We start from the raw sequence: 13,436 nt of genomic DNA on the forward strand, positions 1-13,436 counted from the left end.
ATGGCGAAGTCCCACAGGCCGGTCGCGTCGGCCACGAGCTCGTCGTTGGCCACCACGGTGAGCGGGTACGCGTGCTCGGAGACGATGGCGGGGCGGACGTCGGACTCGGTGAGCAGCTGGACCTGGTAGCGGGGGCCGCTGGCCTGGGAGGTGTCGGCGGCGTACTCCTCGGCCAGGGTGGCCCACAGGTTGTCCATCCACCGTGTGGCCATGCCGTCGAAGTCGCCGGCGGCGTCCGCGATGCCGCGCTCGACGATGGGGGTGGCGCCGGCGGCCAGCAGACCTTCCTCGATCCGCTTGGGGAATGCTTGGTAGGTGGCCACCCACTGGGTGTTGCCGGCGCCCAGCAGCGCGAACCGCACGTTCGCCAGCGAGCCCTCGGGCAGCCCGGCGGCGAGCAGGTCGTCGAAATGCTGGGCGTTGTCGGGAGCCTTGCCGTTGTAGCTGGCGGCGACCACGACGAGCAGGCCCTCGGTGGGCAGGTTGTCGCCCAGCTCGTCCAGGCTGATCAGGGTGGTGCCGAAGCCGGAGCGCTCACTGCGGTCGGCGATCGTGCGCGCCAGGTCCTCGCACGAGCCCAGGCTGGAGCCGTAGGCGACGGTCAGGTTCACCCCGACACCGCTGACCGCTGCATGCGCCTGCGTGTCGCCGGTCTGCACGTCCGCGGCGCCGAAGACGGTCCGCTGGTGCTCCTGACGCCTGCGGACGACCAGCTGGAAATCGCCGGGCTTGCGAGTCAGCGCCTCGCGTACGTCCATCTTGTAGTCGCTGGTGTCGGAGAACCTGAACTTCTGCAGCACCAGCGCCAGGGCCAGGCGGGCCTCGGTGAGCGCGAACTGCCGGCCGATGCAGGCACGCACACCGTTGCCGAACGGCTTGTAGGCGTGCGGGTGCTGCTGGGCCCGGTTCTCCGGCAGCCACCGGTCGATGTCGAACTCGTCGGGACGGTCCCACGCCTTGGGGTGGGTGTGCAGGGGACCTTCGAGGATGTTTACTCGCGTGCCCTTCTTGAGAAGGTAGCGGCCACCGATGACGGTGTCCTTCAACGGCGCCTTGCCGATCATCGGGATGGGGGCCCACAGGCGCAGGGTCTCGTCCAGGATCCGCGGGATGACGTCCAGCTGCATGATCGTGTCGTAGTCCGGGACGGTGTCACCGGGCATCAGCCGGTCCACCTCGGCATACGCCTGGGCCAGGACGTGCGGGTTGCGCATCAGCGAGTACGTTGCGAACGACAGCAGACCACTGGTGGTCTCGTGACCGGCGATCAGGAACGTCAGCACCTGGTCGCGGACATTGTCGTCGGCCAGCGCCTTGCCGGTCTCCGGGTCGGTGGCCTCCAGCATCAGGCCCAGCAGGTCCTCCTCACCGGTGCCCTTCCCCTCACGGCGCTCCTTGATCACGCTCTCGACCAGGTCCTGCATCAGCCGGATGTTGTCGCGGTACTTCCGGTCGTCCGCCTTGCGCATCCTGGTCATCATCGGCAGCTCCTGCGAGCGCCGCAGCGACTCCACCAGGGCGCCCAGCAGCGCGTTGAGGAAGGGGTGCAGCTCCTCCTTGCCGAAGGACTGGAACCGGTAGCCGAACCCCGACAGAGCGATGGTGTCCAGCGTCAGGCGGGTGTAGTCGTCGGTGATGTTGACCGGCTGCCCCTCCCGGCGCTCCCACTTGCCCACCAGGTTTTGGGCGATCTCCAGCATCTGCCCGAAGTACGCCTTCATGGCCCGCTGACTGAACGCCGGCAGCAGGACACGGTGCGCCATGCCCCATTCCTCTTCATGCTGGTGGGCCGTGAACAGGCCCGCCCCCGCGTAGTCCCGGACGTGGTGCAGCGGCGTCTTGTCGATCTGCTTGAAGAACCGCGTCTCGTCGCTTACCTCGGCCACCAGGTCCGGGTCGTAGACGAAGACCTGCTCGATACCGGCGATGTCCATGCCGTAGAGGCCCTCGGGGAACTGCTTGGACAGCTCACCGAAGTACTCCACCGGATTGGTGTCGGGGATCTGCGGCGTATTGCCGAGCAGGGGGATCCCACGCGGGGACCGGATGGGGCGAAGGTCGTTCGCGGAGTGCGTGGTCATGTCTTGCTCCTCTGCGCGGAGGGTGGAGGGGGATGGGCAAGGGCGCGCTGCGCAGGTCGATGCCGTGGCGCCGTACGGAAGCATACGCCGTATGGAACTGGAACCATACGCGGTACGGAAAGTGGAGTGCAATCCCGGGAGCTGAGGCGAAGCTCATTTCCATACTCCGTACGGAACCGGTACCGTACGAGGTATGGAAAAGAAGGTGAGACGTCCCCCGCGGGGAACGAGGAAGAGAGACGTGCCTCTGACCGAGGCCGGGATCTACGCCGCCGCCCTGCGGCTGATCGACGCGGACGGCGTCGAGGCGCTCACCATGCGCAAACTCGCCACCGAGCTCGACGCGAATCCGATGTCGCTGTACCACCACGTGCCGAACAAGGAAGCCGTGCTGCGCGGCGTGACGAGAATGGTCGGCGCCCAGTTCCGTACCGTGACACTGGAGGACGCGCCCTGGCAGGATCGGATCCGCCTGCTCGCCACGGACTTCCGGACCCTGGCGCACCGTCACCCCAAGCTGCTGGCGTACTCGTTCAGCCACCAGCCGGACTTCATCCAGCCCGACGACCCGTTCTGGACCGCGCTCACCGCCATCGTGGCTGCTGCCGGGGTACCGCAGTCAGAGGTCTCGAAGATCGCCGCACTCATGGTCGCCGTCGTCATCGGTGTCCTCACCGCAGAACTCAACGGCGCACTCCACCAGTGGTCGACCCTCAAGCCCCACGGCCCTGAAGCCGACGAAGACGGGGCCGCGGACGCAGACCCTGGCTCTACGGGTGCGGCCCCTGAAGGCCCCGACCGGGACCACATGTTCCGCCTCGTGATGGACACGCTGATCACGGGCCTGGAAAGCCGGCTCACCACCGGTCGTGACGGCCGGCACGCTGGCCATTTGAGCCAGTCAGCCTGAGGCGCTGCGCCCCAGGCGCTGGCCCCTGAGGCGCGCCCGCCGTCGGGCGATATCAGGCTGCGACACAGGGGAGCCGCCCCGTCACGTCGGGTGAGACCGCCCAGCCGGGTGGTTCCACATCCAGCCTCTACACGGCAGCCGTATGTCAACGCTGAGCCGTGAAATGACCATAGTGGTTGGCTTGTTCCTGGTCTCTGTCCTGAAGGGGGAGACCTCGGCCTCGTCGAGCTGAATCACCCGCGTCATCCGTTCACCGAGGCGGCTACGCCGCCCAGTGCTCCCGCCCATGAGCGCGAAGTGGCGCCCCGTACCGGATGAGACCCACCCGATCTCTCGGTCCGATCTTTTCTCTCTTCCTCCATCCCCCATCCGGAGGGCTGCCCCCATGTCCTAGAACGCCACCGTCGGTGCTTGCGGCGCCGAGACCGCAGCTGAGAATGTGCCCGACCCGTCGCACCGGCGTCGCTGGTGGATTCTGTTGGTCATCTCCCTGTCGATGCTGATGGGTGTCCTCGACGGCACCATCGTGAACATCGCCCTGCCGTCCGCCCAGCACGACCTGGGCTTCTCGGACGCCGACAGGCAGTGGGTGGTCACCGCCTATGCGCTGGCTTTCGGCAGTCTGCTGCTGCTCGGTGGCCGGGTCGCGGACCTGGTCGGGCAGAAGGTGACGTTCCTGGTGGGTCTGGCCGGCTTCGCGACAGCTTCCATGGTGGGAGGTGCGGCGAACGGTTTCGCCATGCTCGTCATCGCGCGCGCCGTCCAGGGCTTGTTCGCCGCCTTGCTGGCCCCCTCGGCCCTGTCGGACTTGATGACCACCTTCACCGAACCGCGTGAGCGGGCGAAGGCGTTCACCGTCGTGGGATCGGTCGCTGGTGCCGGCGGAGCCATCGGCCTGATCCTCGGCGGGGTGCTGACCCAGTACCTGGACTGGCGCCGGACGATGTACGTCAACGTGGTCTTCGCGGGGGTGGCGTTCGTCGGTGGTGTCGCGCTGCTGCAGCGTATCCCGCGCGACACGTCCTCCAAGCTCGATGTCCTCGGCACTGTACTGGTCTCCATCGGCCTGTTCTGCCTGGTCTACGGGTTCTCGAACGCCGAGACGCACGGCTGGGGTTCCCCGGAGACCTGGGGCATGCCGGCGGCCGGCGCCGTACTGGTTTCCGTCTTTGTGTGGTGGCAGACCAGGGCGGCGTATGGCCGACGCCTTGCGTCCCGCGGTCACCACAGCCGTCGAGCGCGGCCAGCTCCGGCCCGACGTCACCCCCGAGACATTCGCCATGGCCACCGCCGGACCTCTGTTCTTCGAGCGTTTCTTCGCCGGGAACCACCTGGGACGCGACACCGTGAACGCCGTCGTGGACGCCGCTTTGCGAGGTTGGTCCTAGGCGTATCGGCTTGCGGCCGCGAAGCAAGCCAGGCCATCCGTCCGACAAGGTCTCCGCCCTTCAATTCTTCGCAGCCGGTTACGCCTTTCTCCGCAGCGCTTCGCCGACCACGTTCGCCGTTGCTCTGCTCGCCTGGACGATGTACATGGCCCCGGCAGGGCTCCAGGAACCGCAGCCTCTGGCAGTGGCCAGGACCCTGGAGGCCAGCGTTCGGCTCGCTCGCTCCGGACCACGGACCCGCTCAGACCTCGGCGGCACTGCCTGGAACCGGCCAAGCCCGACACCTCATCGAGTGCACCGCAACGACTTCCGTACTGTTCTCACCGAGGACAGCGAGGAGCACCGTCGGCTTCGTCCCTGGGGTCAACGCAGTCGGCGGGGCCGTGCGTACAGGCAGACGATCGACCGCAGGATCAGGGAGGAGGACACCGGCTTCGCCACGCCCGAGGCTCGACACCAGCACCGACTGATCTTCCCAGCAGGAGAACTGCGGGGCGCACAACGGCAGCCGCGCGGGCGTGCCCGGTTACGCTAAGGGTGCCCGTATGCGGCTTCGACTGGCATGGTCCGACCACCGTCCTCGACAAGACGGCGGGAAATCGCCCGCGCCGTCGCGCGCACGGCCGGTCCGTACCCCGGGTTCTGCGTATCGGTGCCGGGCGCCACGACCGACAACGCCGCGACCACCTCGCTGCCGTCACGTACCGGCGCGGCCACGGTGCTCACCTGCCATGGACGGTTCTGGTGGCCGACAGCGTGATCGCCGCGTCGTACCTCCGCCAGCACGCGACGCAGGTCGGCGGGGGTGCGGATGTCGTCGTCGCCGTGCTCCGGCGCATAGGCGGCGATTGCCTGCTCCTGGACGGCCGGCGGTGCGAAGGCGAGAAGCACCAGTCCTACGCCGGTGGATGCCAGAGGAAGGCGGCCCCCCACGCGGTAGCGCACGGGGCTCGCATCACCCGCTGACAGCCGCTCGACGAGCAGCGCCTCCCCCTGGTCCCGCACGGCGAGCAGTACATGCTGACGCGTGACGTGGAAGAGATCCTCCATGAACGGCATCGCCACCGATCGCAGCCCGTGACCGCGCGGAGCCAGGGAAGCGGTCTCCAGCAGCCGAAGACCCACGACGAAGCGGCCGTCGCCGAGGCGTTCCAGAGCGCCCACTTTCATCAGAGACCGGGCGAGCCGGAGAGCACTGCTGCGGGGGATGCTGCTTCGCTGTGCGAGTTCGGCAAGCGTCTGCGCACGATGGTCACCGTCGAAGCTGCCGAGCAGGGCGAAAGCCCGGTCGATCACCGGTTGTCCCTCAGCCGGCCTGCCCCCGCGTCTCCCGGGGGAACCACCGTCGGCGGTCACCATTTCATTCATCGGAATCACCGCTGCCAATGTACGGCACGCTTCCTACGGTGGCTGGCACTGACAGGGATCCCGCAGAAAGGGAGAATTGTATGGTCGCGACCGGATTCATCGATGTGCACGCCCACTTCGTCACCGACAGCTATGTCGCGGCGGCTCGAGCCGCAGGTGTCGAACATCCCGACGGGATGCCCGGCTGGCCCGCGTGGAGCGTCGAAGAGCATCTCGACATGATGAAGCGCTCAGGGATCGACAAGTCCTACCTGTCGATCTCCTCGCCCGGAGTGCACTTCGGGGACGACAGCGAGGCCCGGGTTCTCGCACGTGAGGTCAATGAGTTCGGCGCCCGGGTCCGCACGGAGGACCCGCAGCGGTTCGGTCTCTTCGCCTCCCTGCCCCTGCCGGACGTCGAGGGCTCGCTCGCCGAGGCCGCCCACGCGCTCGACGTCCTCGGTGCGGACGGAGTGGTGGTGGAAACCAACCACCATGGCCTCTACCTCGGTGACCCCCGGTTCGAGCCGCTCTGGGAGGAGCTCGACCGCCGCAGCGCCGTCGTCTTCGTTCACCCTACGTCAGCGCCCCACGCCGACGAGCTTGCTCTGGGCCGGCCACGGCCGATGCTGGAGTTCCTCTTCGACACTGCCCGCACTGCGAGCGACCTGCTCCTGCGCGGTGTCCTCGCCCGCCGTCCGCGGATCCGCTGGGTCTTGACACACGGCGGAGGTGCGCTGCCGCTGCTCGCCGACCGGATGGAACTCTTCCGCACCCACGTCGGCGGCGGCGCGGTCGACGCGCCGAGCGCCGTCGAGCAGCTCGGCCGACTCTGGTACGACATGGCCGGCACGCCATTCCCGCGCCAGATCCCGGCCTTCGGTGCGGCCTTCGGCACCGAGCGCCTCCTCTATGGCAGCGACTACTGCTGGACGCCCATTGACGCGGTGCTCGCTCAGGTCACCTCCATCGACTCCGCGGTGCAGCCGTCCGCCACCGTCACCTGGCGGGACCTCACCACCCACAATGCTCGCCGCTTGTTCGACACCGACGCGCGGTGACCGCCCGGCCTGAAGGAACGGTCGTGAGCAAGTGGGTCTGACGACCGCGGTCGTCACAGCAGCACCGCGGTCCGGGTTGCTGGGGCGGCTCTGCCGTCAGCCGGCGGAGCTGCGGCTGATCCGCCACAGCGTTCTGGTCTGAGAGGTCACCGACTCCAGCAGTACCCAGCCTCACCACTCGCTGGGGCTGCCGCCACAGCCAGAGCCGCAAGACGATCTGGTTCGAGCAGCGCATCCAACGTTGTTCCTACTGAGCACCCGAGCGGCGTTGAAGCCGCTCACTCAAGCGAGGGTCGGCCGCGGAGTCGCGGCGAACATCCTGACCGAGGCCGGCATCGACCCGGCCGTCCTCGACGCCACGACTGCGGGCATCCACTCACCATGGCGGTGAACGCCGAGGCGCAGACGTCCGTGTGCCTGCCTCAGGTCGCACCCTGACGGGGTTCACCCTTCGGCGAGGAAGTGCGCCAGCAAGCGGTCGAAGTCGCTGTGGTCGAGCTCGGCCCCCTGGGGCACCACTGCCTCCGTTTCCTGCAGGAAGGCCTTGAATTCCTGTGCTGGGGCCTTGAGCAGGGCCGTACCGGACGGCGGGTTGAGAAGGATGTACAAGTCGCGGCAGCCCTCCTCGCCGGTGGGCCATGTGCGAACGTCTCCCTCGCCGGCGGGGCCCTCCAGGCCGGCGATCAGCAAATCGCGCCCGATGATCCATTCCACCGGCTCGTCGCTGTCGACATCGGTGGTGAATGCGGCATGGACCACATAGGGATCACTCGGCTCGTACCGCAGATTCATGATCATGGGCAAGGACGTCGCATGCACGCCGACAAGCTTCACAGGTAGCCCCTGGATCACAGTTCTCAATGACTTCATTGGGTCTTACTCCTGGTGCTTCGAGTCGTCCGGGGAGGGCCATCGGAAGGGCTGTCGTCGGATTCAAAGGGGCTGCAAAGGGACGCGGTTACTGCGAGGACCGGTGGCGGTCGGCACGAGGACACCCGCAGGAGCAGTTCTTCGTGCCGCTGCAAGGGCGCCCGGCCGACGGGAGCAGGCGAGGCCACCACTGCCGGCCGGGGCCGTCACGGAGATGTGGCCAACGGCGGTTGCCGGACAAGGGGCGCCCTTGGCAGCGATCGACGCTGTCGTGGTTGTGGTGAACGGACTCGTCACGGTCCCCACCTCGAAGCCGGCGGTGGTTGTCGTCCCACACGCAGCTGACGCCGCGGCCCCAACCGCAGTCGGTGTAACGGCCCCAGCGACTGCAACGCGGCTGAGGCAACCCCTGACCGGAAGGGCTCGACTGCAAAACCGCTCCGTGAGGTGTTTGGCGGTCCGGAAGAGTGGGGTGTGGCTCTGAAGTCGCTTGCCCCCGCTGGAGTGGCCGCCGGGCTCTTCGGGACGCCCGGCCGCTGATTGAAATGTACGAGTCGGCCGCCGTTTGCGGAGCTGACGGCGGGGTGTCCTTGGACCGGAACGGCACGCTGCCCGAGTCCGAGGAGACGCACATGACCACACAGGTGCCCTGCTCATGGGTCGGTATCGATGCCGGCAAGGGCCACCACTGGCGGGTCGCCATCGACGACACCGGAACCACCATCGCAGGGCCGCCGGATACCGGCCCTTCTGGCCGCGTCACTCGTCGCAGGCCGACCGTCAGCGCAAGGGAGAGTCCACGGTGGGCGTCAGCAGGGTCTCGTCGAGGCCGACGATCTGGCTGATGTCGAAGCCCTCCATGTCCGCGCGGAATTCAGGACTCGACAGGTACGCATCCAGGCGCTCCTGAACGTCGTCGGCGTCCCTGTAGGAAACGAGGGCGTACAGCCGGGGAGTGTCGCTTCCGGGCGCCGCGGGCACCGTCCAGACGCCGTGGGTGGTGGTCCGGTGCTTGGCCATACCGGGAATGTGCTGCGCCCAGATCTTCTCGTAGGCGGCGAGCGCGTCGGAGCTGCGCAGGGCGTAGACGCGAAGCTGGTACTGCGACATGACACTGGTTCCTTTACTTCTGAGCATGGATGGTCGGCGGTCAGCCTCGGGGGAGGAGGTGTGCCAGTTCGGCATCCCAGTCGATGAGTCCGGACTCGGTCCCCCGTGGCACCAAAGCCTGGGTGTCCTGAAGGAAGGACGAGATGTCCCGCACGGGGACCTCGAGCAAGGCGGTGCCTGCGGAAGAACCGAGGGCGATGTAGATCGACTCGTCACCCCGCCCTGCGGCCGACCAGATCCGGACCTCCCCATGACCTGCGCAACCGTTCAGGCCGTCGGCCAGAAGGTCACGCCCCAGGACCCATTCGACCGGCTCGTCGCTGTGGATGAAAAAGGCGGCACGGACGACGTAGGGATCTGCAGGCTCATACCGCAGCCGCATGCACAAGGGCTGTGAGTAGGTGCGCGAGACGACGAGCTGCGCGGTCACCGCCCGAACCACGGTCCTCGAAGACTCCATGGGCATTCACTCCAGGGCACCCCCCTTGTCTCGGCTGCGCCCCGGAGCTCGTGGCGACAAGCACGCATGGAATCAGGAGGTGTTCAGCAGGGCCCGGGCGCCGGACAGCATCGGCGGCCCGTGCGGGTCGTGGCGTCGCGGCAGTTGAAGCGACGCGCGCCTGTGGCACGTGGTGGTGCCGCAGGCAGTTTCAGAGGGGGAGCAGGATGCAGGCCCTCGCTCGATCGCCCGCCCGGGCGGCGGTCAGGGGACCGCTGATCCGTGACCAGCGGTCGCATCCCCGCCGCCGACAGGCATTGAGGTGAGAGGAGGTACAGCCTCCGCTCAGGGGCACAGGCGGGACCTGTCCTACCGGTCACCGTGGTTCCGGCCGTAGTGGTCCCATCCGTAGGAGTCCCAGCCACCGTGGTTCCGGTCGTAGTGGCCCCAGCCGAAGTAGTCCCGGTCGCCGCGGTTCCGGTCGTGGTGGTCCCAGCCCCGGCCGTCGCTCTCGTAGCGGTTCCAGTCGTGCCGGTAGGACCTGTCGGACTTCCACCCGCGCCCCTCATCGTCCCAGCGGTAGCAGCGACCGTCGCGGCTGTGCCAGAGGGAGCCGGCGACATGGTCGTCGTGGTGCCAGCCACGCTTTCCGTCCCAGCAGTAGCCCTGCTCAATCAGGTAGCCCACGCCGTGGTCCCAGCGGTAGTCGGCGGGGTTGACCTCGGCCGACCGCTGGACGTGTACGGAGGCGGGAGTCGCGGCCGAAGCGGTGCCCCCGGCACCGACAACGGCGACACCCGTGACCGCCACGGAGGAAACGGCGACAGCAATCCGCTTCGTGAGCTTCTTCATGATCTTTCCTTCCGGTTGGTGCGATCTGCACCAACGGCTGCTTTTGCAGGCGATGTGAGGCGCCTGGCGTTGTGTGGCGTTGTCCGTCAAACAGTTCCATACGCCGTATGGAATCGCCCTGCCAGGATAACCATACGACGTATGGAAATGGGGCGGCGGTGACAGTGACTCGGGTCACCCGGACCACCTGGTCGAAGGAGACGCACCCGAACGCTTCTCAGTAACTGGAGTGTCGTTGCCGGGAGTTCATCTCCTTCCCCCTCACCCTGCCGGCCCGAATACCAGCTCTCGATCACAAGGCATGCAGGGACTCAGCTCTGGCCCCATGCTGGAGCTGAGAGCAGCCGAGGCGCTGCGCGAGGAAGGATTCACGGGTTCACTGACGGTGGTGGGGGACGAGCCCCATGCGCCCTACGACCGGCCGCCGCTGTCCAAGCAGGTGCTGCTGGGGCAGGCGACGGCGGACACCGTCGAGCTGCCGATGCGTCGGGACCCGGACGCCGAATGGCGCCTCGGCGTGCGCGCCACCGGTGTGGACCTGCTGGCGAAACGGGTACTGCTGGCCGACGGCGAGTCGCTGCCCTACGACCGGCTGCTGATCGCCACCGGAACCCGGGCACGGCCCTGGCCCAACCCGGAGGAAGGCGCCCTGGACCGGGTGTTCACCCTGCGCACGCGCGAGGACGGCGCGGGACTGGCCGAGCGGCTGGCCGCGAGACCAGAGCGGGTACTGGTGATCGGCGGCGGCTTCACCGGCTCCGAGATCGCCTCCGCCTGCCGGGAACTGGGCCTTGAGGTAACCGTCGCCGAACGCGGCCCCGCACCCCTGGTAGGTGCGCTCGGCGGCACCCTGTCCAAACTGGCCGCCGTCATGCAGCGCAACCACGGCGTGGACCTGCGCACCGGAGTGACGGTCACCGCCCTGGACGGCAACGGCGCTTTCACCGGCGCGCAGCTGTCCGACGGCAGCCGCGTCGAGGCGGACGTGTGCGTCGTGGCGCTGGGCGCGATACGCAACGTGGAGTGGCTGGCGGAGTCCGGGCTGGCGGCGGGCCCACGCGGCATCGCCTGCGACGCAGGCTGCCGGGCCTTCAACATGTACGGGATCGTCACCGACGACGTCTTCGTGGCCGGCGACGTCTCCCGCTTCCCCCACCCGCTGTTCGGCTACCAGATGCTGTCCCTCGAACACTGGGGCAACGCGGTCGAGCAGGCCGCGGTGGCCGCCTACAACATGGTCAACCCCGGGCCGCTGCAGCGCCCGCACCTGGCCATCCCGGTCTTCTGGTCGACCCAGTTCGGACTCAACATCAAGTCGGTCGGCGTGCCCACCTACTCCGACCACATCGTCATCGCCCAGGGCTCCCTGGAGGCACGCCGGCTCGCGATGGTCTACGGCTACCAGGGCCGGGTCACCGCCGCCGTCACCGTCGACATGAGCACGCGCCGGCTCAACCACGGCGGCGACCGCCAGGCCAACGCCGCCCTGCACCGCATCGTGTTCACCCGGCTGCGCCACGACCCGCGCACCCAGGCGGACTACGAACGCCGCACCCAGGAGGGCAAGACCCGGCGTGAGATCATCCGATGCCTCAAGCGATATGCCGCCCGCGAGGTGTTCAACCTGATCAGACGACGTCCGGCGTCCCCCTGTTATAGGGGCGTCCGTGAGGCGTGAGAGGGTCTGACGCGTGAGTGAGACACCGACGAACACCCTGCAATACCGCTTCGACGGGCCAGAAGACGCCCCGGTCCTGATCGTGGGTCCCTCACTGGGTACCACATGGCACAGGTTGTAGAGACCGTCCAGGGATGTCTATGCCAGTCCAGCGCGGGCATGAAACTCCAGGTCAGAGCGTTCCGGTCCGTGAGGAGCCGCCCAGCGCCAAGGACCGTTGGCGGTCCGTGGCGGTCGTGGTGGTTGCTGTACTTCACTGCTGTACTGCACTGGGTCGTTCCCCCAGGTCAGCAGTGCTGCGTGACCGCATATCGAAGGACATCGAGACGCCCCACTCATCACAGGTCGGTTGGTCAGCCGATGGCGCTGTGCCGTCAGCGGGTTGACGTTTGATTGCGATCAACGCGGCGTCGTCGTCAAGTCGGCCTCCGACGTGGTTGAGAAGGTCGCCGCGGAGGTGGTTGAGGAGTGCCGTGGGATTGCGGTGGTCCTGGGGGGTGAGTCGTTTGGCAAGCGGGTAGAACTCGCCGTCGGTATCGCGGGCTTCGATGGCGCCGTCGGTGTAGAGGAGGAGGGTGTCTTCGGCGCGTAGGGCGAAGGTGTCGAGGTGGTAGGTGGTTTGCGTCAATGCGCCCAGTCCCAGCGGGGGCGCGGGTTGGTCGGCTTCCAGGGGCACGACGTCGTGCGTTCGTAGAAGTAGCGGTGGGGGGTTTCCGCAGATGACGCTCCGCACGACGGGCTCGGCGTCGGGGATTTCGAGGAGAGTGGCGGTGACGAACGCCTCTTCGGCCTGTTCGGGGCTCACTGCTTCGGATGCGTTGCTGCGGACACTTGAATCCAGGTAGGCGGCGAGTTCCGGCAGCGTGGTCAGCCGGCGTGCGGCGTCGCGGAACGTGCTGACTGTGTGGGCAGCGATGCCGACCGCCGCCAGGCCCTTGCCTCGAACGTCGCCGATGATCAACCGTGTGCCCGTGGGCGTGCGCACGGCGGCGTAGAGATCTCCGCCGATGCGTGCTTCGTCCTCCGCCGCCAGGTACATCGAGGCCAGGTGAAGGGGGCCGAGTCGCTGGGGGAGGGGAGGCAGTATGGCGCGTTGCGCGGCCTCGGCGACTGCGCGCAGCTGGACCAGCTTTCGCTGTCCGTGTTCCGTCAGGTACCGGGCGATCACGACGGCCACCGAGGTCGCAATGAGGGCAGCCGCTTGCGGCGGGTTCACCGATTGGCGGACCAGGAAGATGGCCATCAAAGCCGACACGGCCATCATGGCGACAAGTGAGGTCACCCGTGAGCTCGCGTACCAGGAAGTGAGTACAGGCGCCATGATCAGCAAGTCGCCGAGATGAACTGAGTCAGGCAGCAGAAGATCGATGAGCGTGATCGTCAGAATGAACAGCAAGGCGACTGTCAGCACGGATCGTGGTTGCGGCAAGGTGCGCGAGAGAACGAGTGACGGCCCAGCTCGGTGATGCATCAGGTGTGGCTCCTGCACGCAACCTGCAGCCGTACACGCAGGGTCGCGGAACGTGAATGCCATGTGCTGCTCCGTCTCGTAAGGGATCATATCCTCGGTTCTGATGGTTCTATCAATTAAAACGGACATATGTGGGCATGTGGGGTAATGTGTTGCAGGTCACAAGCGTTATGGATGCCGACCGGGCTTGATCGGGGCGGGTCTCCGCCGCTGGGCAGGGACGTTCCGC

General features: G+C 67.5%; 10 protein-coding genes and 4 pseudogenes. 7 read left to right on the forward strand and 7 right to left on the reverse strand.

Going from position 1 to position 13,436, the window contains the following annotated elements; all coding sequences use genetic code 11:
- The coding region (locus ACFY2Z_RS37805; RefSeq protein WP_390748531.1) for a cytochrome P450 at positions 1-2,081 on the reverse strand (2,081 nt) is incomplete at its 3' end.
- Positions 2,082-2,322: 241 nt separating this feature from the next.
- Here ACFY2Z_RS37805 and ACFY2Z_RS37810 point away from each other — a divergent pair.
- From ACFY2Z_RS37810 to ACFY2Z_RS37820, 3 genes and pseudogenes are all read left to right on the forward strand, one after another.
- A complete protein-coding gene (locus ACFY2Z_RS37810) occupies positions 2,323-2,991 on the forward strand; it encodes a TetR/AcrR family transcriptional regulator (protein WP_390748532.1) in 669 nt (222 codons plus the stop codon).
- Between the two features lie 439 nt (positions 2,992-3,430).
- Positions 3,431-4,189, forward strand: a pseudogene (locus ACFY2Z_RS37815) (MFS transporter); the annotation flags it as partial.
- Positions 4,188-4,379 (forward strand): TetR/AcrR family transcriptional regulator C-terminal ligand-binding domain-containing protein, encoded by a 192-nt coding sequence (locus ACFY2Z_RS37820; protein ID WP_390748564.1) that lies wholly within the window; start codon positions 4,188-4,190, stop codon positions 4,377-4,379. The pseudogene ACFY2Z_RS37815 and the gene ACFY2Z_RS37820, both read left to right, overlap by 2 nt.
- Positions 4,380-4,910: 531 nt before the next feature.
- Here ACFY2Z_RS37820 and ACFY2Z_RS37825 read toward each other — a convergent pair.
- The gene (locus tag ACFY2Z_RS37825) at positions 4,911-5,675 is read right to left on the reverse strand and encodes an IclR family transcriptional regulator (protein ID WP_390748533.1); all 765 of its coding nucleotides are present in this window, start codon (positions 5,673-5,675) and stop codon (positions 4,911-4,913) included.
- Between the two features lie 152 nt (positions 5,676-5,827).
- Here ACFY2Z_RS37825 and ACFY2Z_RS37830 point away from each other — a divergent pair, with 152 nt between their 5' ends.
- Positions 5,828-6,787 (forward strand): amidohydrolase family protein, encoded by a 960-nt coding sequence (locus tag ACFY2Z_RS37830; protein WP_390748534.1) that lies wholly within the window; start codon positions 5,828-5,830, stop codon positions 6,785-6,787.
- A 444-nt stretch (positions 6,788-7,231) separates the two neighbouring features.
- On the opposite strand, the gene ACFY2Z_RS37835 is transcribed toward ACFY2Z_RS37830, so the two are convergent.
- The 4 genes from ACFY2Z_RS37835 to ACFY2Z_RS37850 all read right to left on the reverse strand — a co-directional run bounded on the left by ACFY2Z_RS37835 (position 7,232) and on the right by ACFY2Z_RS37850 (position 10,058).
- Positions 7,232-7,621, reverse strand: a complete 390-nt coding sequence (locus ACFY2Z_RS37835) for an SsgA family sporulation/cell division regulator (RefSeq protein WP_390748535.1) — start codon at positions 7,619-7,621, stop codon at positions 7,232-7,234.
- Between the two features lie 816 nt (positions 7,622-8,437).
- Positions 8,438-8,767, reverse strand: a complete 330-nt coding sequence (locus ACFY2Z_RS37840; RefSeq protein ID WP_390748536.1) for an NIPSNAP family protein — start codon at positions 8,765-8,767, stop codon at positions 8,438-8,440.
- 40 nt (positions 8,768-8,807) lie between these two features.
- The gene (locus tag ACFY2Z_RS37845; RefSeq protein ID WP_390748537.1) at positions 8,808-9,227 is read right to left on the reverse strand and encodes an SsgA family sporulation/cell division regulator; all 420 of its coding nucleotides are present in this window, start codon (positions 9,225-9,227) and stop codon (positions 8,808-8,810) included.
- Between the two features lie 348 nt (positions 9,228-9,575).
- Entirely contained in the window at positions 9,576-10,058 is a 483-nt protein-coding gene (locus ACFY2Z_RS37850; protein ID WP_390748538.1) for a hypothetical protein, read from the reverse strand.
- Between the two features lie 325 nt (positions 10,059-10,383).
- On the opposite strand from ACFY2Z_RS37850, the pseudogene ACFY2Z_RS37855 reads away from it, so the two are divergent.
- From ACFY2Z_RS37855 to ACFY2Z_RS37865, 3 pseudogenes are all read left to right on the forward strand, one after another.
- Positions 10,384-11,499: pseudogene (locus ACFY2Z_RS37855) on the forward strand (NAD(P)/FAD-dependent oxidoreductase); the annotation flags it as partial.
- Between the two features lie 6 nt (positions 11,500-11,505).
- Positions 11,506-11,736: pseudogene (locus ACFY2Z_RS37860) on the forward strand (IS110 family transposase); the annotation flags it as partial.
- A gap of 13 nt (positions 11,737-11,749) precedes the next feature.
- Positions 11,750-11,848: pseudogene (locus ACFY2Z_RS37865) on the forward strand (3-oxoadipate enol-lactone hydrolase); the annotation flags it as partial.
- A gap of 141 nt (positions 11,849-11,989) precedes the next feature.
- Here the strand turns inward: ACFY2Z_RS37865 and ACFY2Z_RS37870 are convergent.
- Positions 11,990-13,147 (reverse strand): PP2C family protein-serine/threonine phosphatase, encoded by a 1,158-nt coding sequence (locus ACFY2Z_RS37870; protein WP_390748539.1) that lies wholly within the window; start codon positions 13,145-13,147, stop codon positions 11,990-11,992.
- Positions 13,148-13,436 lie beyond the last annotated feature (289 nt).

It is taken from the genome of Streptomyces sp. NPDC001222, from assembly GCF_042896945.1.
Taxonomy (GTDB): Bacteria; Actinomycetota; Actinomycetes; order Streptomycetales; family Streptomycetaceae; genus Streptomyces; species Streptomyces gibsoniae.